The 26,297-nt window shown below is 61.6% G+C and carries 23 protein-coding genes; 7 read left to right on the top strand and 16 right to left on the bottom strand.

Going from position 1 to position 26,297, the window contains the following annotated elements; translation table 11 throughout:
- The first annotated feature begins 25 nt into the window (after positions 1 to 25).
- Complete coding sequence (gene paaZ / locus F0184_RS15085) at positions 26 to 2,101, top strand: phenylacetic acid degradation bifunctional protein PaaZ (protein ID WP_150497033.1); 2,076 nt, start codon at positions 26 to 28, stop codon at positions 2,099 to 2,101.
- A gap of 338 nt (positions 2,102 to 2,439) precedes the next feature.
- Positions 2,440 to 3,294, top strand: a complete 855-nt coding sequence (locus tag F0184_RS15080; RefSeq protein WP_172972123.1) for a substrate-binding periplasmic protein — start codon at positions 2,440 to 2,442, stop codon at positions 3,292 to 3,294.
- 37 nt (positions 3,295 to 3,331) lie between these two features.
- Here F0184_RS15080 and F0184_RS15075 read toward each other — a convergent pair whose 3' ends face one another.
- From F0184_RS15075 to F0184_RS15045, 7 genes are all read right to left on the bottom strand, one after another.
- The gene (locus tag F0184_RS15075) at positions 3,332 to 3,940 is read right to left on the bottom strand and encodes a TetR-type transcription factor C-terminal domain-containing protein (RefSeq protein WP_150497031.1); all 609 of its coding nucleotides are present in this window, start codon (positions 3,938 to 3,940) and stop codon (positions 3,332 to 3,334) included.
- A gap of 61 nt (positions 3,941 to 4,001) precedes the next feature.
- Positions 4,002 to 5,315, bottom strand: a complete 1,314-nt coding sequence (paaK, locus tag F0184_RS15070; protein ID WP_150497030.1) for a phenylacetate--CoA ligase PaaK — start codon at positions 5,313 to 5,315, stop codon at positions 4,002 to 4,004.
- A 35-nt stretch (positions 5,316 to 5,350) separates the two neighbouring features.
- Positions 5,351 to 5,803: a hydroxyphenylacetyl-CoA thioesterase PaaI gene (gene paaI / locus F0184_RS15065; RefSeq protein ID WP_206668355.1), complete on the bottom strand. Its 453-nt coding sequence runs from the start codon at positions 5,801 to 5,803 to the stop codon at positions 5,351 to 5,353.
- The gene (paaG, locus tag F0184_RS15060; RefSeq protein ID WP_150497029.1) at positions 5,800 to 6,588 is read right to left on the bottom strand and encodes a 2-(1,2-epoxy-1,2-dihydrophenyl)acetyl-CoA isomerase PaaG; all 789 of its coding nucleotides are present in this window, start codon (positions 6,586 to 6,588) and stop codon (positions 5,800 to 5,802) included. The genes paaI and paaG overlap by 4 nt, the downstream gene beginning before the upstream one ends.
- A 213-nt stretch (positions 6,589 to 6,801) precedes the next feature.
- Positions 6,802 to 7,638, bottom strand: a complete 837-nt coding sequence (locus tag F0184_RS15055) for an ABC transporter permease (protein ID WP_150497028.1) — start codon at positions 7,636 to 7,638, stop codon at positions 6,802 to 6,804.
- Positions 7,631 to 8,398 carry an ABC transporter ATP-binding protein gene (locus F0184_RS15050; protein WP_150497027.1) on the bottom strand — a complete coding sequence of 256 codons (768 nt, stop codon included), beginning with the start codon at positions 8,396 to 8,398 and terminating at the stop codon, positions 7,631 to 7,633. The genes F0184_RS15055 and F0184_RS15050 overlap by 8 nt, the downstream gene beginning before the upstream one ends.
- 245 nt (positions 8,399 to 8,643) lie before the next feature.
- Positions 8,644 to 9,663: an ABC transporter substrate-binding protein gene (locus tag F0184_RS15045; RefSeq protein WP_150497026.1), complete on the bottom strand. Its 1,020-nt coding sequence runs from the start codon at positions 9,661 to 9,663 to the stop codon at positions 8,644 to 8,646.
- 525 nt (positions 9,664 to 10,188) lie between these two features.
- Here F0184_RS15045 and F0184_RS15040 point away from each other — a divergent pair.
- Together F0184_RS15040 and F0184_RS15035 are read left to right on the top strand one after the other, a co-directional pair.
- The gene (locus F0184_RS15040; RefSeq protein WP_150497025.1) at positions 10,189 to 11,565 is read left to right on the top strand and encodes a cytochrome ubiquinol oxidase subunit I; all 1,377 of its coding nucleotides are present in this window, start codon (positions 10,189 to 10,191) and stop codon (positions 11,563 to 11,565) included.
- Between the two features lie 5 nt (positions 11,566 to 11,570).
- The gene (locus tag F0184_RS15035; protein ID WP_150497024.1) at positions 11,571 to 12,581 is read left to right on the top strand and encodes a cytochrome d ubiquinol oxidase subunit II; all 1,011 of its coding nucleotides are present in this window, start codon (positions 11,571 to 11,573) and stop codon (positions 12,579 to 12,581) included.
- A gap of 112 nt (positions 12,582 to 12,693) precedes the next feature.
- Here F0184_RS15035 and F0184_RS15030 read toward each other — a convergent pair whose 3' ends face one another.
- From F0184_RS15030 to F0184_RS14990, 9 genes are read right to left on the bottom strand one after another with little or no spacing between them, the layout of a single operon-like run.
- Complete coding sequence (locus F0184_RS15030) at positions 12,694 to 13,095, bottom strand: RidA family protein (RefSeq protein WP_150497023.1); 402 nt, start codon at positions 13,093 to 13,095, stop codon at positions 12,694 to 12,696.
- A gap of 36 nt (positions 13,096 to 13,131) precedes the next feature.
- A complete protein-coding gene (kynU, locus tag F0184_RS15025; RefSeq protein WP_150497022.1) occupies positions 13,132 to 14,340 on the bottom strand; it encodes a kynureninase in 1,209 nt (402 codons plus the stop codon).
- A 4-nt stretch (positions 14,341 to 14,344) separates the two neighbouring features.
- Positions 14,345 to 15,184, bottom strand: coding sequence for a tryptophan 2,3-dioxygenase (locus F0184_RS15020; RefSeq protein WP_150497021.1), 840 nt, complete (start codon positions 15,182 to 15,184; stop codon positions 14,345 to 14,347).
- The gene (locus F0184_RS15015) at positions 15,181 to 16,800 is read right to left on the bottom strand and encodes an AMP-binding protein (RefSeq protein ID WP_150497020.1); all 1,620 of its coding nucleotides are present in this window, start codon (positions 16,798 to 16,800) and stop codon (positions 15,181 to 15,183) included. The genes F0184_RS15020 and F0184_RS15015 overlap by 4 nt, the downstream gene beginning before the upstream one ends.
- A complete protein-coding gene (locus F0184_RS15010) occupies positions 16,794 to 17,966 on the bottom strand; it encodes an acyl-CoA dehydrogenase family protein (protein WP_150497019.1) in 1,173 nt (390 codons plus the stop codon). Before F0184_RS15010 ends, F0184_RS15015 begins: the two co-directional genes overlap by 7 nt.
- Positions 17,966 to 18,772, bottom strand: a complete 807-nt coding sequence (locus F0184_RS15005; protein WP_150497018.1) for an enoyl-CoA hydratase family protein — start codon at positions 18,770 to 18,772, stop codon at positions 17,966 to 17,968. Before F0184_RS15005 ends, F0184_RS15010 begins: the two co-directional genes overlap by 1 nt.
- A complete protein-coding gene (locus tag F0184_RS15000; RefSeq protein WP_244299216.1) occupies positions 18,769 to 19,245 on the bottom strand; it encodes a MarR family winged helix-turn-helix transcriptional regulator in 477 nt (158 codons plus the stop codon). Before F0184_RS15000 ends, F0184_RS15005 begins: the two co-directional genes overlap by 4 nt.
- On the bottom strand, positions 19,242 to 19,982 hold the full coding sequence (locus tag F0184_RS14995; protein WP_150497017.1) for an SDR family NAD(P)-dependent oxidoreductase: 741 nt from the start codon (positions 19,980 to 19,982) through the stop codon (positions 19,242 to 19,244). The genes F0184_RS15000 and F0184_RS14995 overlap by 4 nt, the downstream gene beginning before the upstream one ends.
- A complete protein-coding gene (locus tag F0184_RS14990; protein ID WP_150497016.1) occupies positions 19,982 to 22,279 on the bottom strand; it encodes a bifunctional salicylyl-CoA 5-hydroxylase/oxidoreductase in 2,298 nt (765 codons plus the stop codon). Before F0184_RS14990 ends, F0184_RS14995 begins: the two co-directional genes overlap by 1 nt.
- Before the next feature lie 154 nt (positions 22,280 to 22,433).
- Between F0184_RS14990 and F0184_RS14985 the strand changes: the two genes are divergently transcribed.
- The 3 genes from F0184_RS14985 to flgK all read left to right on the top strand — a co-directional run bounded on the left by F0184_RS14985 (position 22,434) and on the right by flgK (position 26,293).
- Entirely contained in the window at positions 22,434 to 23,252 is an 819-nt protein-coding gene (locus F0184_RS14985; RefSeq protein ID WP_150497015.1) for an alpha/beta hydrolase, read from the top strand.
- Positions 23,253 to 23,484: 232 nt separating this feature from the next.
- Entirely contained in the window at positions 23,485 to 24,750 is a 1,266-nt protein-coding gene (locus F0184_RS14980) for a flagellar hook protein FlgE (protein WP_150497014.1), read from the top strand.
- A gap of 34 nt (positions 24,751 to 24,784) precedes the next feature.
- Complete coding sequence (flgK, locus tag F0184_RS14975; protein ID WP_150497013.1) at positions 24,785 to 26,293, top strand: flagellar hook-associated protein FlgK; 1,509 nt, start codon at positions 24,785 to 24,787, stop codon at positions 26,291 to 26,293.
- Positions 26,294 to 26,297: the final 4 nt, after the last annotated feature.

Here is a 26,297-nt window from a genome sequence, read left to right as displayed (position 1 = left end):
ATCAGAGTTTAGGGAGATATCCGCCATGACCGCTCAGGCCGCCAGCCCGCGCATTCTTGAAAGCTTTGTTGCCGGCCGGTGGACCCGCGGCGCGAAAGAGGGCAAGCCGCTTCTCAACGCGGCGACGGGCGAGCCCGTGGCTTTGATTGATGCGTCCGGTTTGGATTTCGGCGCGGCCTTGGAGTGGGGCCGGTCCGTTGGTGGAAGTAACCTGCGCAAATACTCGTTCCACGAACGGGCAACCATGCTGAAGGCGCTGGCTCAGGCGCTGATGGACCACAAGGAAGAGTTTTACGCTGAAAACTTCTTGACCGGTGCCACCCGCGCGGATGGCTGGATCGACATCGAAGGCGGCATCGGCACGCTCTTCGCCTATTCCTCCAAGGGCCGCCGGGAATTGCCGAACGCCAAGGTTCTGACGGACGGGGATGTGGAACCGCTGTCGAAGGACAACACGTTTTCAGCCCAGCACATCCTGACACCGCTGGAGGGCATCGCCGTTCATATCAATGCCTTCAACTTCCCTTGCTGGGGGATGCTGGAGAAGATCGCGCCGTCTCTGCTGGCCGGGGTTCCGTGCCTGGTCAAACCGGCCAGCCAGACAGCCTATCTGACGGAACTGATGGTTCGCCGGATCCTTGAAACCGGAGTCCTGCCGTATGGAGCGCTTCAGCTTGTCTCGGGATCGGCCGGCGACATGCTCGACCACCTGACAGGGCAGGATGTTCTGACCTTCACCGGGTCGGCGGCGACGGGGCAGATGCTCAAAGCCCATCCAAACGTGATCCGCGAGGCGGTCCGTTTCACCATGGAAGCCGATAGTCTGAACAGCGCGATCCTGGGCACGGACGCCGCACCGGACACCCCAGAATTCGAGCTCTTCGTCAAGGAAGTTGCGCGCGAGATGACGGTGAAGGCGGGGCAGAAATGCACCGCCATCCGCCGGGTGATGGTGCCGCGCGCGCATGTTGAGCCGGTGATCGTGGCGCTTTCCGCACGGCTGGCCAAGACCGTTGTGGGTGACCCCGCGGCGGAAACGACGCGTATGGGGGCGCTCGCCTCGCTGGCGCAGCGCGAGGAAGTGCGCGAGCGCATTGCCGATCTGTCCAAGGATGCCGAAATCGTTGCCGGGGATCCGGGATCGGTCAAAGTCGCCTCGGGCGATGCCGAAGCGGGGGCCTTCCTGAATCCGGTGCTGATGCACTGTTCTAAACCCTTCGACGCTCAATCCGTTCATGACGTGGAAGCGTTCGGTCCTGTGGCAACCGTCATGCCCTACGACGATGTGGCGGAAGCGGTCGCGCTGGCCAAGCGCGGCAAGGGGTCGCTTGTGTGTTCGGTGTTCACAAATGATCCGCGCGTGGCGGAAGACGCGGTGCTCGGGCTCGCTTCCCACCACGGCCGGATTCTGATCGGCAACCGCGACAGCGCCAAGACCTCCACGGGCCATGGTTCACCGCTTCCAGGTCTCGTCCATGGCGGTCCCGGCCGGGCCGGCGGCGGCGAGGAACTGGGTGGCATGCGTTCCGTGAAGCATTACATGCAGCGCACTGCCGTCCAGGGCACGCCCCGGCTTCTCTCCGCCGTGACGGGCCGCTGGATCGGGGGCGCGGATGCCGAATCCGGCTCGGTCCATCCGTTTCGCAAGTCTTTGGAAGAACTCAGGATTGGCGATCAGCTCGTCACCGGCGAGCGGGAAGTCACGCTTGCCGATATCGAGCATTTCGCAAACTTCACCGGCGACACGTTCTATGCGCACATGGACGAGGCGGCGGCCAAGGCCAATCCCTTCTTCGACGGGCGGGTCGCGCATGGTTATCTGATCGTGTCCTTTGCTGCGGGTCTCTTCGTCGATCCGGCGCCGGGGCCGGTTCTGGCCAACTACGGTGTCGACAACCTGCGCTTTCTGACACCGGTCAATCCCGGCGATCGTCTGAAGGTCCGGCTGACGGCCAAGGAAATCAATCCGAGGATCAATGCGGATCATGGTGAGGTCCGCTGGGACTGCTGCGTGACCAATCAGGCCGACGAGACCGTTGCGCAATACGATGTTTTGACAATGGTCGCCAAGGCTTGGCCGCTGGTGGAAGCCGCTGAATAGGCGGAGCCGGGTTCGGGAAAGCGTTTCTCTGATCATCTTGCCGGACGGGAAAGCTTTTTATGGGCCTCTTGATTTCTGAGGATGCCAATCAGATTGCATTTCTGAAAAGAAAAGCCGGGGGTTGAAAGCGCTGTTCAAGGCCGGAACAGTTCAGAAAAATTAACGTGTCGGTTGCGAAACTGTGGACTGATCGATCGCCATGGGCAGGGACCTCCAGGTCCGGTACCGGACACGGCAATGGGGAAACCTCCGGCTGATGTTTTGCGAACAGCCGGACGCTGCCTTGGATCTTGTGCCCTGGAGGGATGATCAGCGATGGTTTTGAGACGGTGGACCGCATGATCGGCATATCTCAGACGGCGCTCAGGTTTTCGCACACATGCCATGTCCTACGTGGCCTGCGCCGCCTTGTGCTGTTCGCGATCGCCGTGGCAGGGCCGTGCGTTCCGGCAACCGCCGAAACCCTTCGGGACAAGACCGTCCGGATTGCTGTTTTTCCGGATTATCCGCCATTCAATACGGATACGCTTCCAAGAGGCGGCTTCGCGACCGCCCTGGTGGAAGATGCTTTTCGCAGGGCAGGGCTTGAGGCCGAGTCCATCGATATGCCATGGCGCCGTGGTGTGCGGGAAGTGGAGTTGGGGCGGCTCGACGCGACCCATCCCTGGTTCTACCGTGAAGACAGGGGCACCGTGATGCTCTTTACGGATCCGTTCATCCTGCCGAAGGAGACAATCTTTACCCGCGCGGATTCGGAGGGAAAGAGCCCAATCCGGTCCGAGGCAGATCTGTCCGGACGCACGGTTTGTTCGCCGGTCGACTACGCCCTTCCGGAACCGGTCCAGAGTTTGGCCGAGGCCGGACAAGTCCTTCGGGATTCGCCGAAAAACGTCTCAGACTGCGTGCGGATGCTTGTCGCGGGCCGCGTGGATTTTGTCGTGCTGTCTCCCGTAATTTACCGGTCCGAACCGATCCAGCAGATCGTTGCGGGACAACACATTGTGGAAGCCCCGATCGAAATCGCCGTCGAACCCTATTATGTGATGATTGGACGCAAGAACCAGCGCGCCGTGGAATTGGTGGAGGCGTTCAACGAAGGCGTGAAGGAGATGGCGGCGGACGGCAGCCTCGCGGCTTTGGCGGATGCATATGGCATCCCCCATGCCATGCTGCCGCATCTTGCTGGACAATAGCGCGCATCCGCGAACCGTGTTGGGGAAACGGGCGGCGTCAGTCTTTCCGGCCGATCGCCTTCACACCCTCCAACACCAGGGTGGTCGCCAGATCGGCATAGTCCTGGCGCGTGACGGGGCCACCTTCCCGAAACCACATATAGACCCAGTTCATCATGCCGAAGAGGGACATGGTTGTCGGCATCAGAAGCGGGCGGGCTGGATCGTCCAGATCCGGATTGATTTCGTTGAGAACGGTTGAGAACCGCCGCACGATCCGGCGCTCGAGATCAAGGATATGGCTGCGTTGCTCCTCGTTCAAAACGGGCCCAGCGTTGAGCTGAACCTTGTGCTGGTCATCCGCGTCGCGGTAGTTTTCCAGAACCGCCCGCACGAGCCTGCGCAGCCGCGCTTCGGGCGGCGCATCGGGTTCATCAGCCTTCGAGATATCCGCCTCCAGATCTTCCAGATGGCTGCGGATGATCTCGAAAATCAGAGCGTCCTTGCTTGGGTAGTAGTGGTAGAGCAGGGATTTGGACGCGCCGGATGCGGCGGCAATCGCGGACATGGAGGCCTTCTCCATGCCCTGTTCGGCAAACACGCGCGCCGCCTGCACGAGGATGTGACGCTGCTTGTCTTCAAAGTCTTCGGCGCGGGTCCGGGCCATTTTAGTATTTTGCCCTTATATCAAGTTCCAGCTTCGGAAAGTTCATGCAATGGATTCACGGTCAAAGATCCCTTGGCCGGTTGTCCACCACGCGCTTGGCCTTGCCTTCCGAGCGGGCGACTTGGCCCGGTTCGGCGACATTGATGCGGGCTGAAATGCCCACAACGCTTTTGATATGGTGCGCCAGTTCCCTGGAGGATGCCAAGCGGGCCTCGTCGGCTGCCGCGTTTTCGGCGGCCTCGACATGCACGGTCATGGCGTCCATCCGCCCGTCGCGCGTCAGCTCGATCTGAAAATGCGGGGCAAGACCCGCGCATTTGAGGATTTGTTCCTCGATCTGGGTCGGGAAGACGTTGACGCCGCGCAGGATGATCATGTCGTCGGAGCGGCCGGTGATCTTGTCCATCCGGCGCATGGAGCGCGCGGTGCCCGGCAAGAGGCGTGTCAGATCGCGGGTCCGGTAGCGGACCATCGGCAGACCTTCCTTGGTCAGCGTGGTGAAGACAAGCTCTCCGATCTCGCCATCGGGCAGAACTTCGCCGGTCTCCGGATTGATGATTTCCGGGTAGAAATGGTCTTCCCAGATCGTGAGGCCATCCTTGGTTTCCACGCATTCATTGGCGACACCCGGTCCCATGACTTCAGACAGGCCGTAGATGTCGACGGCATGCATGTCGAGCGCGGCCTCGATTTCCTCGCGCATGGCATTGGTCCAGGGCTCGGCTCCGAATATGCCGACCTTCAGGGAGGTCTCGCGCGGATCGATCCCCTGCCGCCGGAGCTCATCCAGGATGGATAGCATATAGGACGGTGTGACCATGATGATATCCGGCTTGAAGTCGGCGATCAGGGTGACCTGGCGCTCGGTCATCCCGCCGGAAACCGGAACGACGGTGCATCCCAAGCGCTCCGCACCGTAATGGGCGCCCAGCCCGCCGGTGAACAGGCCGTAGCCATAAGCCACGTGGATGATGTCGCCAGGCCGTCCGCCGGAGGCGCGGATCGAACGGGCGACCAGATCGGCCCAGGTGTCGATATCGGCCTGCGTGTAGCCGACGACGGTCGGCTTGCCGGTGGTCCCTGACGAGGCATGAATCCGGACGATCTTGTCGCGCGGGGCGGCGAACATGCCGAAGGGGTAGTTGTCGCGCAGATCGGACTTGGTGGTGAAGGGAAACTTCGCGAGATCCGCAAGCGATCGGAAATCGTCCGGGTGCACGCCGGCCTGGTCGAAACGCGCCTTGAAAAAGGGGGCGTTGTCGTAGGCATGACGGAGCGATTTCGCAAGCCGGGCGGTTTGAAGCGCCGTGATTTCATCGCGGGATGCGATTTCGATGGGGTCAAGGTCGCCCGGACGTGGGGACAGGTCTTTCATGTTCTCCTCCCAAAGAACACCGGTCACAAACCGGATCACTCCGGCAAATGCGTGCCGGAGATGGTCCGCGAGTGACCTCTGAACTCGGCGATCGTCTCGCCCGTGCCGTTTTGAATGCGGATGTCATAAATTCCGGACCGGCCGGTCCGGGACACTTCTTTTGCGTGGGCCGTCAGCCGTTCGCCGATTTTTCCCGGCCTGAGGTATGTCACCGCGCAGTGCTGGGCAACGGCCAACTGGTTGTAGCTGTTGCAGGCAAAGGCGAATGCGCTGTCGGCCAGAGTGAAGATGAAGCCGCCATGGCAGATGCCGTGGCCGTTGGCCATCCGCTCTTCCACGGTCATGGACAGGACCGCCTCGCCGGGACCAACATGGTCAATGGTCATGCCCAAACCCTGAGACGCCTGATCGGTTGCCCACATGGCCGCCGCGCATGCCTCGGCCAGTTCCTGGGGCGACAGGCCGGATGCCCGCATGTGTGTGCTCATCGGCCCTGAAACTCCGGCTTGCGCTTGTCCAGAAAAGCGGCGACGCCTTCCGCGTAATCGTGTGTGGCACCGGCCGTGCCCTGATAGTCGCGCTCAAGATCGAGCTGGGCGTCCAGACTGTTCGTGGCGGCGGCATGGATGGCTTTCTTGGTCAGGCCGTAGCCTTTTGTCGGTCCGGAAGCGAAATGGGCGGCAAGCTTCTCGGCCTCGTCCATCAGCGTTTCATCGTCGAGCGCCTTCCAGATCAAGCCCCAGTTCGCCGCCTGTTCCGCGCCAACCGGCTCACCGGTGAGCGCGAGCGCCTTGGCGCGGGCTTCGCCGAGCAGGCGGGTCAAATGCCAGCTGCCGCCGGCATCGGGCACAAGCCCCAGCTTGCAGAACGCTTGGATGAAGCGGGCGGACTTCGCCGCAAGAACGATATCGCATGCAAAGGCAAAGTTGGCTCCGGCACCCGCCGCAACGCCATTCACGGCGCAAATGACGGGTTTTTCCATCGAGCGGATCAACCGGACGGTCGGATTGTAGAAGGTTTCCAGGGTGTGGCTGAGATCCGGGGTGGATTTGCGCGGATCCCGGTCTCCCAGGTCTTGTCCGGCGCAAAAGGCCCGTCCGGCACCTGTCAGAAGGACACATCGCACCGCCGGATCGTCCTGTGCTTTGGCAAACGCGGAGCGCAACGCCATATGCATCTCGTCATTGAACGCATTCAGCTTGTCCGGACGGTTGAGCGTGATACGCATCACCCCGCCGGTCAGCACCACCAGAACGGTGTCCGAAGAGCTCATGTTTTCCTCCCATATCCGCTGGCCGGTCTTGGTCTTGCCGGTCCGGATTATTCTGGAAATTGAGCATAGACCGAACGGTCAGTCAATCATTGGCGTGACTTAGGGGCATTTCTGTTCTTGATCTGAACCGGCCCTTCGCCCTTTGGGTCCTGTCGACCATGGAACTTGGCGTTCACAGTCCCTTTGGTCCAGGTATCCGCCAGCCGGGTTCCGTCAAACCCGCCAGCGCAGCAGCCGCTTTTCCACAAGGCTGACCCCTGCATTTACCAGAATGCCGAGGACGGACAAGATCAGCACGCCGGCAAACAGGCGCTCCAGGTCGTAGAGCGCCCCTGCCTGTAAAATGTAAGCGCCGATGCCGTATTCCGCCCCAAGCATTTCGGCTGCCACGAGCAGGATGATGCCGATGGCAAGGCTGATTCTCAGCCCGGAGAGGATGCCCGGCATGGCGCCTGGCAGGACGATCTTGCGGACGATGGAAATCCATGACAGCCCGAAACTCTGTCCCATTCGGATCAGCGTCCTGTCCACATTGTCGACGGCTCCATAGGTGGCAACCACGGTCGGTGTGAAGGTGCCGAAGGCGATCAGCGCGTATTTCGACCCTTCATCGATCCCGAACCAGATCACGAACAAGGGCAGAAGGGCGATTTTCGGGATCGGAAAGATGGCCGCGACGACCGGCACGAGACCTGCGCGAATGACGGAAAACAGACCGATCAGAAGGCCAACGCCGATCCCGGCGGCGATCCCTAAGGCGGACCCGATGATCAGGCGGCTGATGGACGGTGCAAGATTGAGGACGAGCTGGCCGGATTGCGTGAATTCCACGAGCGTTTGGAAGACATCCGAGGGGCGCGGAAGCGTGAGCGGCGAAATCCAGCCCTGGCGCGTCCCAAGCTCGACTACGCCGATCAGCATGATCAAGACGAGGAGGCCGATCCCCCGGTGATCGGCCGGCCGGAATCCGCCGCCCCGAAAGACGACAGGCCCGGATTGGGCCTTCCGGGGTCCTTGGGCACCGGCCGCGGTCGTTCCGGTTTCAGCCATGGACCAGCTCCGCGTCGGCGGCACGCGCTTCCTCGCGCATCAGGCCCCAGAGATGATCGTGTTTTTTCTGCAGATCCGGGTCGGTCATGGTTCGCGTTTCCAGAGGCTGGTCGACCTCAACGATCTCGTGGATGCGGCCTGGACGGCGCGACAAGACCACGATCTGGTGGCCGAGCCGAACCGCCTCTTGAAGGTTGTGGGTGACATAAACGGCAGTGAAAGGGGTCCGGCTCCAGAGCGATACGAGATCGTCCATCAGAAGCTCACGGGTTTGGCTGTCCAGCGCGGACAATGGCTCGTCCATAAGCAGAACTGCCGGATTGACGGCCAGGGCGCGGGCTATGGCCACACGCTGCTTCATGCCACCTGACAGCTGCTTGGGCAGGGCAGTGGCGAAATCGGAAAGATTTGTCCGGGCGAGGACATCCGCGATGATGGACGCCCTTTGCGCACTGGAAAGGCGATGATCTTCAAGCACCAGCCCGACATTACCTTCCACCGTCCGCCAGGGCAGGAGGGCGAAATCCTGAAAGATGTAGGTGAGAGCGTTCAGGCAGCCGTCAGGCGGAGACCCCAGCTGGGTCAGCGTGCCATGCGTTGGTTGCTCCAACCCGCCCATGAAACGGAGCAGGGTCGACTTTCCGCAGCCCGATGGCCCGACGATGCAGGTGATCCGGCCGGATGGAACGCTCAGGCATATGTTTTTCAGGACCACCACTTCGTCATATTGATGGGACACCTGATCGAGGCGAATTTCCATGCACATCCCGTGAACTGGGGCCGCGAATACAATCCGCTTCCAGCCCTTCGATTGGTTTGACCGGCCGATCCCCGCCTTGAGCCGGATCCGCACAGCGGGGACAAGCGCGCCAGAGCAATTCCCGGCCAGATTGCAGCGGCATGCTCCAACCTCACCGGGAAAAATTGCCCGCACTTTTTGCGCCTTGCTGCATTTCTTCGTGAACCGAATGATCGCGAAGCGATCCGGTCTTGTCAGGAGATGCTCTAGGCTTTTTCGTCGACGTAGCTGGGGTCGACCAGGGTGTCGAGCGTGATGTCGCGGCTCACCAGATCTTCCGCCTGGAACCAGCTCAACTGATCCTCGACGGAGGCCATGTTGAGCGACGCGTTCTCATTCAGCCGCATGGTGCCGTCCACAATGGGCCCCACCGCCTTTTCGCGGGGACGGTCCGTGTAGACGTATTTGTGAAGCAGATCGACAAGTTCGTCGACGCCTTCCGCGCTGCCGCCATTGTCGATCATGGTCTTGTTGTAATCGCTGACCCCGCGCGAATAGCCGGCCAGAAAATCCTGCGTCATCGCGCGTTCGTCGGCGGCATTTTTCGCCGAGGTGAACACCGTGGTGACCTGATAATCGGGCAGATAGTCCGAAACATTGCCAATGATGTGGATCGCGCCCGATCCGGCCAGTGGCTTGGCGATGTGGGGAACGATAGACCAGGCGTCGATCTGCCCGGATTTCAAGGCCCCAATCACCGCGCCAACCTTCTGGAGGGGCTTGAACCGCAGGGAGACCCCTTCGTCCGCGGCGATTTTCGAGCCCATGTAGTGGAAGGATGAGCCGGCGGTTGTCATGCCAAAGGTTTTGCCATCGAGTGCGGCGGGTGAGGTCAGACCCGCCTGAAACGCAGCGTCCGAGGCCAAAATCTTTTGCCCGTCGATTCCCGGTTCTTCCGACAATGAGCCGCCGATCACCTTCACCGCGCCTTTGTCGGCAAGGGAAATGAGACCCCCGGAAATGGCGGTGATGCCGTAGTCCACATCGCCAGAGGCGATGGCGACCGCCATCGGCTGGGCCGCTTCGAAGAACTTCAGTTCCACGTCCAGTCCGGCATCGGCGAAGTAACCGCGCTCAAAGGCGATGAAACTGCCCGCATGGCTGGTGAATCGAAGCGCGCCGAGCACGAGTTTCCGGTTCTGCGCGATTGCCGGCATGGGCAGGGCGGATGCGGCGGCCGTAGCCCCCAGAAGGCCAAGGGCCTGACGGCGGTTCAGTTTTTTCATGGTGTCCTCCCGAGAGACTTTTCTTGTTTTGACGTTGAATATCGGCTTCCGCCGCGAGGCGAGAGCTGCAAATGCGGCACGATCTGCGAAATAGACTCGTATCGTTTCGCGATGCCGCTCGGTTTGCAAGGTCAAACATGCGTCCAGGCGGCCTTTGCCGCGCCATCCTGCGGGAATTTCTTCATGTTTTCAGTGCCAACCCGGTGGCGCCTCGTGCCGCGCCGATCCGGCGCGAGGCGTGGGAGCGGCGCCGCCTGACGGTCTCACTCCGGGCATCCGCAGCTTGTGCTTGCGGCCGTGAAAGTTCTGGTTGAAGCGCCTGTGAGACGTGTGGCCCGGTGCTGCCGGTCTGACCTTGGAAATCCCTTCCGTTAACCTCTTGTAAGCAATGTAAAATCGCATGTGACCGGCTGCCGCAGGGCGTGTCGCCGCAGGTGGCCGATTGGATATTGAGTAGGTGGTAACGCTCATCCATATCACGGGTCATACAGTCACCTTGTCAGGCATGCGCGCCAGGAAGGACCCATGGAAGAGCTTCTTCTCAGCCGGATTCAGTTCGCGGCCAATATCTCGTTTCACATCCTGTTCCCGACGATCACCATCGCGCTCGGGTGGGTGCTGCTGTTCTTCAAACTGCGCTTCAACGCGACCGGCGACGACCGTTGGATGGCGGCCTACATGTTCTGGGTCAAGATCTTCGCCCTGTCCTTCGGGCTCGGGGTGGTGAGCGGCATTACCATGAGCTTCCAGTTCGGCACGAACTGGCCCGGCTTCATGGAAACGGTCGGCAATGTGGCTGGGCCGCTTCTGGCCTATGAAGTGCTGACCGCCTTTTTCCTGGAAGCGGCTTTCCTGGGGATCATGCTGTTCGGCGCATCGCGCGTGCCCAACTGGCTGCATACCCTGGCCACCTTCCTGGTGGCGTTCGGCACCACGATGAGCGCATTCTGGATCCTGGTTCTGAATTCATGGATGCACACGCCGGCCGGTTTTGAGCTGCGGGACGGGATCGTGCATGCGACCGACTGGTGGGCAATCGTCTTCAATCCGTCCATGCCATACCGGCTCGCGCATATGTTGCTGGCCAGCGGATTGACGGTCGCGTTCCTGATCACCGGTGTGTCGGCCTACCGGCGGCTGATCGGGGACCGGTCGAAGGGCGTGCGCCTGACGCTGAAGACCGGCGCCTGGATGGCCGCCATCCTGATCCCGATCCAGATCTGGGCCGGCGACATGCATGGGTTGAACACCCTCGAGCATCAGCCGCAGAAAGTGGCGGCGATGGAAGGCAACTGGGAAACCTCGTCCCATGTGCCGCTGCTTCTGTTTGCCTTGCCGGATGAGGAAAAGCGCCAGAACGACTTTGAAATCGGCATACCGAACGGAGCCTCCCTGATCCTGAAGCATGATCCCGCGGGTGTGGTGCCCGGCCTGAACGATTTCTATGCCGAGGATGGTACTGCGCTTCATCCTCCTGTGGCGCCCGTTTTCTGGTCATTCCGGGTGATGGTCGGGACCGGCGTGCTGATGCTTCTGATGAGCTGGACAACCGTGATCATGATGCGCCGCAAGGGCGGTGTGGACGGTCTGAACCCGTGGCTGTTGCGCGGCCTGGTCGCGATGACCTTCTCCGGCTGGGTGGCCACGCTGGCTGGATGGTACACGACGGAAATCGGCCGTCAGCCGTGGTTGGTGCAGGGCGTCCTGACCACCGAGGCGGCCGTGGCCGATGTGCCCGCGCCCATGGTGGCAACGACATTGGCCGCCTATCTGATCGTGTATGCGGTGCTTCTTGTGGCCTATGTCACGGTGATGTTCCGCCTGGCCCGCAAGGCGAGTGACGGGGAAGACACCCGGCCGCATTCCGGTGCGGCCCAGGTGGCCCTGGTTCCGGGGGAGTAAGACGCATGACCCTATTCGGAGATCCAACCGTCTGGCTTCCGCTGGCCTTTGCCGCCCTGATGGGCATCTCGATCCTCGTCTATGTTGTTCTCGACGGCTTCGATCTTGGCGTGGGCATTCTCCTGCCCCTGGCCGACGAGGATGAAAAGGACCGTATGATTGCCGCGATCGGGCCGTTTTGGGATGCCAATGAAACCTGGCTCGTGCTGGCCGTTGGCCTTTTGCTGGTGGCGTTTCCCGTGGCGCATGGGGTCATCCTGACCGCGCTTTATCTGCCCGTGGCGGTCATGCTGATCGGCTTGATCTTGCGCGGTGTGGCTTTCGAGTTTCGGGCCAAGACCAGCGGCAAGCAGAAACTGCGCTGGAACCAGGCTTTCTTTGCCGGTTCCTTGTCCGCGTCTTTGGCTCAGGGCTACATGCTTGGGCTCTACATCATGGGCCTGGAACACACCCCCGCCACCATCGGCTTCGGGATCCTGACGGCCGCGTGCTTGACGGCAGGCTATGGGCTGATCGGGGCCGCTTGGCTGATCTACAAGTGTGAAGATGTGCTCCAGCTCAAGGCCATCCGCTGGGCGCGGACACGGCTGTGGGGTGTGGTCATGGGTTTTGCGGCCATTTCCCTTGCAAGCCCGTTGGTCAGTGAGCGGATCTTCGACAAGTGGTTTTCGTTTCCCTCGATGATCCTGCTTGCCCCGCTGCCGCTGATGGCCGGTTTGATGCTGTTCATTCTCTGGACCACCCTGCAGCATCTGCCCGCAAGGAACGACAAATGGTCATGGGTGCCGTTCGCCGCCACATCCAGCTTGTTCGTGCTGGCGTTCTCCGGCTTGGCCTATTCGTTCTATCCCTATGTGGTGCCGGAACGGCTGACCCTCTATGAAAGCGCCAGCGCTCCTGAAAGCCTGTTCATCATCCTGATTGGGGCGGTGTTCGTTCTGCCGGTGATCATCGGTTACACGATCCTTGCCTACACCGTCTTCCGGGGCAAGGCGACCGAGTTGCGCTACGACTGATCGATAGACGGCGCAACGATAAAGGGCGGCTCACCGGGCCGCCCTTTTTCTTTTGTGTCTGTACTTCCGCTGTGCGGCTGTGGAAGCCGGCAGGGGCGTCGGCCTGCGCGTGTCAGGCCTTCTTCAGGACGGCTGTCGCCTCGATCTCGACCAGCGCTTCATCTTCGACCAGTTCTGATACCACCAGCATCGACATGGCGGGGAAGTGTTTGCCGAAGATGCGCTGATAGGCCTGGCCGACCTCGCGCTGATGGGCAAGATAGGTCTTCTTGTCGGTAACGAACCATGTCAGGCGCACAACGTCCTCAGGCTTGCCGCCGGCGGCTTCGACCACGGCGACAATGTTTTTCAAAGCCTGCTCCATCTGGCCGATGAAATCGTGATGCTCGAATTTCTGTTCGGCGTTCCAGCCGATCTGGCCGCCGACATAAAGCGTCCCGTCCGGGGTCAGCATGGCGTTGGCGTAGCCCTTGGCCGGGGCCCAGCCTTCCGGCTGAATGACTTTGTGGCTCATGATGGTGTGTCCAGTGTTGTGTCTTGATGGGCCGGGTCAGGTCACGCGCGCGCGAACCGCGTATTTCGGATCTTTCCAGGCTTCGCTCGCCATGATGCCCTCGAGGATTTCCGCGGCTTTCACGACGTCCGTTTCATCGAGATAAAGCGGGGTAAAGCCGAAGCGCATGATGTTCGGTGCCCGGAAATCGCCGATCACGCCGCGCGCAATCAGTGCCTGTATCGCTTCATACCCGTTCTCGAAGGCAAAGGAGACTTGCGACCCCCGGTTATCGGGATTGCGCGGCGAGGCGAGGACGAGCATCGGGCAGCGCGCCTCGACTTCCTGAATGAACCGTTCGGAGAGCCGGATGGAGGCAGCGCGGATCTCGTCCATGGTGACGCCTTCAAAAGCGTTGAGCGCTTCGTCCAGAATGGACAGCTGAACAATGGAGGGCGTCCCGATGCGCAGGCGCTCCGTGCTCATCGCGGGCCGGTAATTCATTTCCATCGCGAAAGGCGCGTCATGGCCGAGCCATCCGGCCAGCGCCGGCTCGACTGTTTCAACGAGATCCGGACGGCAATAAATGAAGGCCGGTGCTCCAGGGCCGCCATTGAGATACTTGTAGCTGCAACCGACGGCGAATTCACAATGGCATCCGGCCAGATCGACCGGAACCGCCCCGGCGGAGTGCGCCAGATCCCAGATCATCACGGCCCCAGCGGCATGGGCTGCCTTGGTGAGCGCGGCCATGTCGTGCATCCGCCCGGTGCGATAGTCGACCTGGGTCAGCATTACGACGGCGACGTCTTCGCAGATCGCATCCGCCACGGCCTCCGGGGCAACCGTGCGCAGCTCGTAGTCCTTGCCGATTGTCTTGATGAGGCCCTCGACCATGTAGAGATCGGTCGGGAAATTGCCGGTGTCCGACAGAATAACTTTCCGGTCCGGCCGCATTTTCAAACCGGCCGCAACAGCCTGATAGACCTTGATGGACAGGGTATCGCCGGTCGCGACCGAACCTTCGGGCGCGCCGATCAGCGACGCGATCCGGTCGCCCACGACTTGCGGCAGCGCCATCCATCCAGCCGTGTTCCAGGCCTTGATGAGCTCACCGCCCCATTCCTGGGTGATTGTCCTGGCCGCCCGCTCTGCGGCGCCTTTCGGCAGAACACCGAGGGAGTTTCCATCGAGATAAAGAACGCCATCGGGGATGTCGAAGCGGTCTTTTTTGGGCAGGGTCAAGGGTTTGACGGGGGCATTCATGAGATCACAGGTCTCCGCGCACGTGCCAGAGTTCGGGGAAGAGTTCGACTTCGAGCATGCGCCGCAAATAAGCGACGCCAGCCGTGCCGCCGGTGCCGCGCTTGAAACCGATGACGCGCTCCACGGTCGTCACATGATTGAACCGCCAGCGGCGGAAATAATCTTCCATATCAACGAGCTTCTCAGCCAGTTCATAAAGCATCCAGTAGTCCGAGACGTTCTCGTAAACCGTCTTCCAGCGCGCCTTGATCTCGTCGTTCGCCTCGTGTGGCGCGTTCAGATTTGGCGCCGGAGGGACGGCACCCGGGCCATCGAGTGTCGTGTAGAGCAGGCGCACGGCATCATCATAAAAGCTCGGGCGGGCAAGCTCGGCCTCCAGCGCCGCGGCGATATCCGGGTGATGTGCATGGGGCTTGACCATGTTCGGATTGCGGTTGCCGAGAATGAATTCGATCATCCGGTACTGCCAGGACTGGAAGCCGGAGGAGGGGCCCAGATCGTCGCGGAACTCGGTGTATTCGCTCGGCGTCATGGTGCGCAGCACGTCCCAAGCGCCGTTCAATTGCTCGAAGATCCGCGCCACACGCGTCAGCATTTTGAAGGCCGGCGGCATGTTGCCGGCATTCATCATCTCCCGTGCGCTCATCAGCTCGTGGATCGCCAGCTTCATCCACAGTTCGCTGGTCTGATGCTGGATAATGAACAACATTTCGTCATGGGCGTTCGACAGCGGATGCTGGGCCGAAACGACAGGCGATAGATGAAGATAATCGCCATAGGACATGGCGTCTTTGTAGTTCATCTTGGCTCCATCCGAGCCGGGATCGTAGGCGGAAGGGGTCATTCGGGGTCTTTCAGCCGGAAGCGCTGGATCTTGCCTGTCGCTGTCTTCGGCAAGGTGTCGGTAAAGATCACGGAGCGCGGATATTTGAAAGGGGCAATGGTCGCCTTCACATGGTCTTGCAGGGTCTTGACCATGGTGTCCGACGGTTCGATGCCGCTCATCAGGACCACATGGGCTTGCACGATCGCGCCGCGCTCCTCGTCCGGCACGCCGATCACGGCGCATTCGGCCACAGCGTCGTGAGCGAGCAGGGCCGCTTCGACTTCGGGGCCCGCGATGTTGTAGCCAGAGGAGATGATCATATCGTCGTTGCGGGCGGCGAAATGGAAATAGCCGTCCGCGTCCCGCGTAAAGGCATCCCCGGTGATGTTCCAGCCGTTTTGGACATATTCCTCCTGACGCGCGCCGCGCAGGTAGCGGCACCCGGTCGGCCCGCGAACCGCCAACCGGCCAACCTCGCCATCGGGCAGGTCTTCACCCTTTGGGCCGATGATCTTGGCTTCATAGCCTGTAACGGGTTTACCGGTGCAGGCCGGGCGGTGATCGTCGAACCGGTTGGAAATGAAGATGTGCAGCATCTCGGTCGCGCCAATGCCGTCCAGCATCGGTTTTCCGGTCTTTGACATCCACTCCTCATAGACCGGGGCAGGGAGGGTTTCCCCCGCCGAGACAGCTGCGCGCAGGGAGGAAAGGTCGGCGCCTTCCTCCATCGCCTTCAGCATGGCCCGGTAGGCTGTCGGCGCGGTGAAGCTGACGGTTGCTTTGAACTTCTCGATGATCTCGATCATGTTCGGCGGCGTCGCCTGTTCCAGGAGGGTTGCGGCCGCGCCGAAACGCAGCGGAAAGATCGCCAACCCGCCAAGACCGAAAGTGAAGGCAAGCGGCGGAGAACCGACAAAAACGTCATCCGGGTGAACGTTCAGCACCTCCCGGGCATAGCCGTCGGCGATGATCAGAAGGTCGCGGTGGAAATGCATGGTCGCCTTCGGCACCCCGGTCGATCCGGAGGTGAAGCCGAGCAGTGCCACATCGTCCTGGGACGTTTCAATCGCATCGAATTTGACGGACTTTTCCAGCGCCAGACGATCGAGTTCCGCGTCATGGTTCGACGTACCGTCAAAGCCGACGACAGTGTTGAGGATCGGGCTGTCCTTGGCGCACAATGTCAACTCATCCATCAGCCGCGTGTCGCACAAGGCGTGTGTGATCTCGGCAAGCTCGACATATTTTTTGAGTTCGACCGCCCGCAGCATGGGCATGGTGTTGACGACAACCGCGCCGGCCTTGGTGGCGGCCAGCCAGCAGGCAACCATGGCCGGGTTGTTGGCCGAGCGGATCAGGACCCTGTTGCCGGGCTTCACTCCAAGATCCTCCACCAGCGCATGGGCGAGGCGGTTGGTCCAGTCGGACAGCTCCTTGTAGGTGCGGCGGCGGCCATTGCCGATCAGCGCGGTGTGATCTCCAAAGCCCCTTTCGACCATCTTGTCGGTCAGCTCGACCGCAGCGTTCAGGCGATCGGGATAGTTGAACCCGTCGAGGATCAAGTCCGGCCACATGTGCTGCGGGGGCAGGTTGTCCCTGGCGAAACTGTCGTGGTGGGCTGATGGCTTCAACATGGCCGTCCTTCCTGAAACGCGGTGAGCGCCTGGCGCGCGATGATGACCTTCTGGACATCCGAAGCGCCTTCGTAGATCCGCAAAGCCCGGATTTCCCGGTAGAGCCGTTCAACGGTTTCGCCGGAGCGCACGCCGTTGCCCCCGTGGAGCTGGACGGCCTTGTCGATGACCTGTTGGGCCTGATCGGTGGCGAAGAGTTTGGCCATGGCCGCCTCGCGGGTGATGCGCGGCGCCCCGCTATCCTTGGTCCAGGCCGCCCGGTAGATCAACAGCGCGGCGGCATCGACATCCAGCGCCATCTCCGCGATTTTGGCCTGAACCATCTGCAGGTCGAACAGGGGCGCGCCCTGGATTTCCCGTTGGGTGACCCGAGAAAGCGCTTCATCCAGAGCCCGGCGGGCAAAGCCGAGAGCCGCGGCGCCAACTGTGGAGCGGAACACGTCCAGCACGGACATGGCGATCTTGAACCCATCCCCGCCGTGACCGAGCATGGCGGAGGCCGGAATGCGGGCATCGCAGAAGCGCAGCGTCGCGAGCGGATGCGGTGCGATGGTTTCAAGCCGCTCTGCGATCTCAAAACCCGCCGTGCCGGCGGGCACAATGAAGGCGGACAGGCCCTTGGCGCCCGGGGCTTCCCCCGTGCAGGCGAAAACCGTGTAAACGTCCGCGATCCCGCCGTTGGAGATCCAGGTCTTTTCGCCATTGAGCACAAAATGGTTGCCGTCGCGCGTCGCCATCATCATCGAATTGGCAACATCCGATCCCGATTGAGGTTCGGTGAGGGCGAAGGCGGAGATGGCTTTCCCCGAACGGGTGAGCGGCAGCCATTCGCGCTTTTGATCCTGTGAGCCGAACAGTGAAATCGCCCCGGTTCCAAGGCCCTGCATGGCAAAGGCGAAATCGGCCAATCCATCGTGGCGGGCGAGCGTTTCGCGAATGAGGCACAAGCTGCGCACATCCAGCGGCGCATCGCCTTCCGGGTCAATCCCGGAATGGGTCAGAAACCCGGCGTCTCCAAGCATGGCGACGAGCATGCGGCAGGTGGCGTCCGTGTCGTGGTGATCGACCTCGCCAAGATTTGAGCCGGCCCATTGCTCCAGCTCTTTGCTCAGTTCGCGGTGCCTGTCTTCGAAGAATGGCCAGGTGAGAAAGGTGCTATCCGCCATCAGTTGCCCTCGAACACCGGCCGTTCCTTGGCAACGAATGCGTGATAGGCCCGGTGGAAATCCTGTGTCTGCATGCAGATCGCCTGTGCCTGCGCCTCGGCCTCGATCGCCTGTTCGATGGACATGGACCATTCCTGGTTCAGCATCGTCTTGGTCATCATGTTGGCGAAATTGGGTCCGTCGGCGAGTTTTTGCGCCATGTCGAGCGCGGTTTCCGCCAGCTTGTCCTGTTCGACAACCCGGTTGAAGAACCCCCAGGCGTGACCTTCCTCGGCCCCGAGTGAGCGGCCGAAGTAAAGCAGCTCGGCGGCCCGGCCCTGGCCGACAATGCGGGGCAGGATCGCGCAGGCGCCCATGTCGCAGCCGGCCAGACCGACCCGATTGAACAGGAAGGCGACCTTGGCATCCGTGGCCGCGATGCGGATGTCTGAGGCCATCGCGATGATCGCGCCGGCCCCGGCGCACACGCCTTCCACGGCCGCGATGACCGGCTTGCCGCAATTCATCATGGCCTTGACCAGATCGCCCGTCATGCGGGTGAAGGCCATCAGCTCCTTCATGCTCATTTTCGTGAGCGGCCCGATAATGTCGTGCACGTCCCCGCCGGAACAGAAATTGCCGCCATTGCCCTCAAAGACCACCACATGCACGTCCTCGGCGTAGTGCAGATCCCGGAACCAGTCGCGAAGCTCGGCGTAGCTGTCGAAGGTCAGCGGGTTCTTCCGTTCGGGACGGTTGAGCGAGATGCGGGCAATGCCGTCCGCCAGCGTGCAGTTGAAGTGGGTCACATCGGTGCGTGTGGTCACGGGCGGGGATCCTCCAAGGTATCGATGAGCTTGTCGAGGCGGGCGATCATGGCTGCGGTGTCCTCTTCGCTGAGGCCGGTCAAAAGCCGGTCGATCCAGCCCTCATGGGCGGCCGCGTGCTCGGCAAACGCGCTGCGGCCCGTATCGGTCAACCGGACCAGCGAGGCGCGCCGGTCGCCGGGAACGGAGGCCCTTTCCGCGAGCCCTTCCTGCGTCAAGCGGTCGACGATCCCGGTGATGTTGCCGTTCGAGACCCGTAGAAGATCCGAAATCTCGCTCATCTTGAGCCCGTCCGGATAACGGAACAGGGCCGACATGACGTCGAACCTGGGCAAAGTCGACTGGTAGTCCTCACGCAGTTTCCGCCGGATTTCGTCCTCGATCCGGTTGCTTGCTTTCAACAGCTTCAGCCACAACCGCAACCGTGTTTTTGAGACGGGTTCGGTCTCGTTCATGGGGATCCGCGCGGTCATATTTCGCCCCCCGACAAGGTAAGGGTATGGCCATTGACAGAGCGGGCGCCTTCGGAACATAGCCACAACGCGGCATCGGCGACCTCGCCGGTCTGGATGAAGCGGTCCTGCGGGTTGCCTTTCCGCAGGCTTTTGGCGGCCAGGTCGCGGCTCATCCCGGTTTTTGCGACAATGGTTTCGATCGAGCGTTCCAGCATGGGCGTCTCGACGAAACCGGGACAAATCGCATTGGCCGTGATGCCCGTCGGGCCCAGTTCCATGGCGATTGACCGGGTCAGGCCAACCACCGCGTGTTTGGCCGCGCAGTAGCCCGAGACATAAGGGTAGCCCTTGAGTCCGGCGGTCGAGGCTATAGCGATCATGCGGCCCCAACCGGCGGCCTTCATGTCGTAAAAGGCCGCCTGCCAGAGATTGAACACACCGGTCACGTTGACCGCCATCATGCGCTCCAGCGTGCCCTGGTCCATCTTTGAAAAGGGCACGCTTTCCGCCGCACCGGCATTGGCGATGGCGATATCTATGACGCCAAACTCCTTCCGGGCCTTCTCCAAAGCGGCTTTGACGTCGTCCGCCTTGGTCACGTCGCATACCGCATAAGGCAGGTTCTGGGCCTTGAGTGTTTCCTCCGTGCGGCCGAGAATACAAACCCGAGCCCCGGCGCCGGCAAAGGTTTTGGCGACGGCCGCGCCCACACCGGTCCCGCCGCCGGAGATCACGACATGTTTGCCGGCGATCATCAGACCTTCACCACGGTTTCGGCTTCCCGCTCGGCCAGCCGCCAGGCTTGATCGCGGCCAGCCAGGTAGGGCAGCGGCCAATCCGCGTGGCGGTCACCGATCTTGGCGGCTTCATGGAGCGTCCAATAGGGGTCGGCCAGATGCGGGCGCCCCACGCAGACAAGATCGGCGCGTCCGGCCATCAGGATCGAGTTCACATGATCGGCCTCATAAATGTTGCCGACGGCCATCGTGCTGATCCCGGCCTCGTTGCGGATCCGGTCGGAGAAGGGGGTCTGGAACATCCGGCCATAGACCGGCTTGGCTTCGATGGTCGTTTGACCCGCCGAAACGTCGATGATATCGGCCCCCGCGGCGCTGAACATTTTGCCGACCTCGACCGCGTCGTCCGGTGTGATGCCGTCCTCGCCCACCCAGTCGTTTGCGGAGATCCGGACGGACATGGGTTTTTCTTTCGGCCAGACGGCCCGCATGGCCTTGAACACCTCCAGCGGATAACGCATCCGGCTTTCCAGGCTGCCGCCATACTCGTCGCTGCGTGTGTTTGAGACCGGGGAGATGAACGAGGAGATCAGGTAGCCGTGGGCGGCGTGCAGTTCCACCATGTCGAACCCGGCACGCTCGGCCATTTCGGTCGCCGCGACAAACTGGTCGCGGATCGTGTCCATCTCCGGCCGGGTGATCTCACGCGGCACGGCATTGCCGGGCGACCAGGGCAGGGCGGAGGCCGAGACCAGATCCCAGTTGCCGTCCTTGAGCGGGGTATCCATGCCCTCCCAGCCAAGATTGGTGGAACCCTTGCGGCCCGAATGGCCGATCTGGCAGCAGATCCGGGCATTCGTTTCCGTGTGGACGAAATCAGTTAGGCGTTTCCAGGCCGATTCATGCTCCGGGGCATAAAGCCCGGGACAACCGGGCGTGATGCGGCCCGAGTCCGAGACGCAGGTCATTTCGGTATAGACAAGTCCAGCGCCGCCCTTGGCCCGTTCGCCATAGTGGATCAGGTGCCAATCGGTCGGGCAGCCGTCCACAGCCTTGTATTGCGCCATGGGAGACACGACCACGCGATTGGCCAGCGTCATCCCGCGCAACTGGAACGGCGCGAACATGGGCGGGCGGACTGGGCCGTTGGCCGGGGCGCCAGCCTGATCCTGAAACCACTTCTCCGCCGAACGCAGCCATTGCGGATCGCGCAGGCGCAGGTTTTCGTGGCTGATGCGCTGGGAGCGGGTAAGGAGCGAATAATTGAACTGCACAGGATCCAGATCGAGGTAGCGTTCCACTTCCTCGAACCATTCCAGCGAGTTGCGGGCCGCGGACTGCAGACGCAGGACTTCAAGCCGCCGTTCTTCCTGGTAGCGTTCGAACGCCGCTTCCAAAGTCGGTTCCGAATGCAGGTAGTCGGCCAAGGCAATCGCGCTGTCGAAGGCAAGGCGGGTCCCCGAGCCAATGGAAAAATGCGCGGTCGCCGAGGCATCGCCCAGCAGCACAACATTGTCGTGATACCAGCGCTCGCACAGGACCCTGGGGAAGTTCATCCAGACCGCGGAGCCCCGCAGATGCGCCGCATTCGACATCAGGCTGTGCCCGCCCAGGTGATCGGCGAAGACTTTTTCGCAAGTTGCGATGATCTCGTCCTTTGACATCGCCTCGAAGCCGAACCTGTCCCAGGTGTCCTGGGCGCACTCGACAATGAAGGTCGCCGTGTCCTCGTCGAACTGATAGACATGGCCCCAGATCCAGCCATGCTCGGTCTTTTCGAAAATGAAGGTGAAGGCGTCGTCGAACTTTTGATGGGTGCCGAGCCAGATAAACTTGCACTTGCGCAGGTCGATCTGCGGTTTGAAGTGCTCGGCGTATTTCGTGCGGATCCTGGAATTAAGGCCATCGCAGGCCACCACAAGATCGTAGTCCCGCTTGAACGCCTCCACGTCGTCGAATTCGGTTTCGAACAGGAGTTCGATTCCCAGTTCCCGCGCGCGCTCCTGCAGCAGAACCAACATCTTCTTGCGCCCGATACCGGCAAAGCCATGGCCGCCGGACACGGTCCGCACGCCGTCATGAACGACGGCGATATCATCCCAATAGGCGAAGTTGGCGCGGATCGCCTCGGCGCTCTTAGGGTCGTTGGTCTGAAGATTGTCCAGCGCGTCATCGGAGAGCACGACGCCCCAGCCGAATGTGTCGTTGGCCTTGTTGCGCTCGATCACGACAATCTCGTGGGACGGATCGCGCAGCTTCATCGAAATCGCGAAATAGAGCCCGGCGGGCCCGCCTCCCAGACACGCGATACGCATCAACAGTCTCCCCCAATTTCCACGGTCGCCCAGCGGGGCGTGTTCGGCTATGAGTGTATTGTTGAGCCCTAAATAGTTCAAGCTTAAAATAATTGGATTGTTCGAAACGGGCCCGGCGCCGATTATCGGCCATTGATTGAACAAGGGGAGCCATATGCCGGATTTGAGCGGAATTGATTGGGACGATGCTTTCGCAAACGGACCTTACATAGCCAACGCCATGGGGTATCCCGATCTTTGGACGGATTTGGCCCAAAACTTTCGAAACACGCATCCCCGAAAAGAACTGGACTGCGCCTACGGGACCCATCCACGGGAGGTCTTCGACCTGTTCTGGCCGGACGAAGAAGCCAGGGGGCTGGTGGTGTTTGTGCATGGTGGCTACTGGTTGAAATTCGACAAATCCTTCTGGTCGCATCTGGCCAAGGGGCCGTTGGCCCATGGCTGGGCCGTTGCATTGCCGAGCTATGTTCTGGCACCCGAGGCGCGCCTTCCCGACATGACATGGCAAGTGGCCGCGGCTCTCGCAGCCGCGGCGGAAAAGGTGAGGGGGCCGATACATCTGGCCGGGCATTCGGCAGGCGGGCATCTGGTGAGCAGGATGGCCTGCGCCAATGCGCCGCTCGCCGCGGACCTGCGCGTGCGGGTCAAACGGGTCGTGTCCATCTCGGGCCTTCATCATCTGGAACCGCTGCAGCTGACGAAGATGAATGACGACCTGCGCCTTGATCTTCAACAGGCCGTCGAGGAAAGCGCGGCCCTGCAGGATCCGGCCGGTGGCATCGACACCGTTTGTTGGGTCGGCGCGCAGGAGCGCCCGGAATTCTTGCGGCAGACACGGCTGCTCGAGGAATGCTGGAAGCGCAAGGGCGCGCACGTGCGCGCCGTCTATGAAGAGGACCGCCACCATTTCAACGTCATCGATGGCCTTGCCGACCCCGGGAGCGCGCTCACCAACGCCCTGATCGGCTAGATTGGCGGGCGGGCGACCCGGATAGAGCCTTCGCCCGTGGGCGGAGCGCCCTCCATCGGCGGCGCCCGCCACGTTCGCCGCGTTGACGTTGGCGGCAGCGCGCGGTCCGGGCCGCGGCGGCCAAAACGCGGCGGGCCGTCTGGCCATTCGCCCCCGTTTCTTCGTCCGACAGCCTCACACAAGTTTTGAACGCTTGAATGCGGGCAGTCAGATTGGAAACGGGAGTTTCTCCATGAGCCTCTTCGGCGTAATGCGGACCGGTGTGTCCGGTATGAATGCACAAGCGTCCAAGCTTGGCACGGTGGCGGACAACATCGCCAATGCCAGCACCACCGGCTACAAGAAAGCTCAAACGGAGTTTCAGTCGCTCGTCGTGAACTCCGGCGGTGGCAGCTACAGTTCCGGCGGTGTCGAGGCCAAGACGCTCTACAACATCTCCCAGCAGGGCACGCTCAGTTTTACGACGTCGGGGCTTGATCTTGCGATCGATGGAAACGGGTTTTTCGTGGTCGAGGGCCAGGACGGGCAGCCTGTGCTTACGCGGGCGGGCAAATTCGTCAAGACGAACAATGGCGAACTGATCAACACCGCCGGCTACTATCTCCAAGGTCTGCCGGTCACCGACGGCAATGTCCCCGCGCCGGCGGCCAATGGCCTGGGCGGAATGGAGCGGGTCAATGTCTCCCAGAACCAGCTAGAAGCGACCGAAACGACACAGGCCACCTTGTGGGCCAACGTTCGGGAGGACGCGGCCATTCCGGCGACCCTGCCATCGGCGAACGTGGCCGCGTCGGCCTTTTCCGCCAAAACCTCGCTCGTGGTCTATGACAATCTCGGCAACGAAGTGACGTTGGACATCTACTATACCAAGACGGCGGACACGGCCACGGATTCGACCTGGGAAGTCTCGGTGTTCGACGCGAGCACCGCGTCGGCCGGCGCGACCCCCTTTCCCTACGGCGCCGGTCCGCTTGTCACGAGCCCGCTGACATTCTCGCGAACGGACGGATCGCTCACGGCCGGCGGGCCCATCAGCATTCCAGTTCCCAATGGGGCTACAATCCCGCTGGATGTGAGCAATTCGACAATGCTTGCCGAGGACTTCACCATCACCGAGGTCGACACCAATGGCAACGCACCGGCGTCGGTGGAGGATGTGGCTTTCGGTGACGATGGCACGCTGTTTGCCCTCTATTCGAACGGGGATCGCCGGGCGATCTACAAGATCCCCCTCGCGGATGTGGCGGCTCCCGACAAGCTCCTGCCGGTTTCGGGAAACGTGTTTCGCGTGACCAATGAATCCGGAGACCTGCAGGTTGGCTTTCCCGGAGAGGCCGGATTGGGCGATCTCACGGTTGGCGCGCTCGAGGGATCAAACGCCGATATCGGCACCGAACTGACGGCCATGATCGAGTCCCAACGGTCCTACAGCGCAAATTCCAAATCCTTCAAGGCTGGGTCCGACCTCCTGCAGGAACTGGTAAATCTGGTCCGCTGACGCAGGGCCGCCCCTTTAACTGGAAGCATTCGTCATGAGCCTGTCTGTCGCGCTCCAGGTTGCGCAATCCGCTCTTGCGGCCCGGCAATCGGAAACCTCCGTGATCTCCCGGAATGTATCCGGGGCCCAAGACCCCGGCTATTCGCGCAAATCCGTGATGCTCAGCAGTCTGGTGACCAATTCCGGGCAAGCCGGCGGGGTGCGGGTGGAAGGCGTCGCGCGGGCGGCCAACGAGGCGCTCTACACCAGCCTGCTGCGCTCCACATCCTCGGGCACCGCGCAACAGGCCGTTCTGGACGGCTTGTCGGCGCTGGCGGTGACGATCAACGACACCGAACTGGAGATGTCGCCGGCCGCAAAACTCGGAGACCTGAAGAAATCCCTTCAGGCCTTCGCGTCCGAGCCTAACAACACCATCCTGGCGCAGAGCCTGCTGTCCGATGCGCAGACCATGGCGCAAACGCTCAACAACGCGTCCCGGACGGTGCAGGAGACACGGGCCAAAGCGGACGCGGACATTGCCGCCTCCGTGGCCAAGGTCAACCGTCTTCTAGATCAGTTCGAAGGCCTCAACGACAAGATTGTCCAGGGCAACCAGATCGGCACGGATATAACGGACGCGCTCGACGAGCGGGACCGGGTGCTTCTGAGCCTTTCTGAGGAAATCGGCATTTCCACGCTGTCGCGGGCCGATGGCGACATGGTCATCACCACGGACAGCGGGATCACCCTGTTCGAGACCACGGCAAGGGCCGTGACCTTTGAAACAACCTTTTCCTATGCCGCCGGAACGGTTGGCAATGCGGTTTTCATCGACGGGGTGCCGGCCGCAGGCCCCAACGCGGTGATGGAGTTGAAATCCGGCAGGATCAAAGGGCTTGCCGATCTGCGCGACAACGTGGCGACCACCTATCAAAGCCAATTGGACGAAATCGCCCGCGGATTGATCGTTGCGTTCCGCGAAGCCGATCAATCGGGGGGCGGCGGTCCGGATCAACAGGGGCTTTTCGTGGAAAGCGCCGGTGCAGGTGTGCCGGTTGGGACCAATCTTGGCCTCGTGCTGCCCGCCGGTCTGACCACCGGTCTTGCCTCGACCATTACGATCAACAGGAACGCCGACCCCGATCAGGGCGGCGATCTGGACCGGTTGCGCAATGGCGGTTTGTCGGACCCGGTGAACTATGACTACAACCCGGCCAATCTGGCCGGCTACAGCGACCGGATCCAGGGAATGCTGTCCGGGATCAATACCAGCACAACATTCGATCCGAATGTGGGGCTGGACCCGACGGATTCGGTGTCCGGCTTCGCCGCGTCGTCGGTAAGCTGGCTTGAGGCAAGACGCAGCGCCGCGACCAATGACCTTGAGGTTCAATCCGTCATCGTCAACCGCACCGCAGAGAACCTGTCGAACACGACGGGCGTGAACATCGACGAGGAGATGACCCGTCTGCTCGATATCGAGCGCGCTTTTGCTGCCGCGGCCAAACTGATTACCACGGTTGACCGCATGCTCGACGATCTCATGGCTGTAGCGAGGTAACCTT

Origin of the sequence: Roseibium aquae (genome assembly GCF_008711285.1) — a bacterium.
In the GTDB taxonomy this organism is placed as follows: Bacteria; Pseudomonadota; Alphaproteobacteria; order Rhizobiales; family Stappiaceae; genus Roseibium; species Roseibium aquae.
The sequence above is the reverse complement of the archived record's forward strand: the minus strand, read 5'-3'. Positions and strand labels throughout refer to the sequence as shown.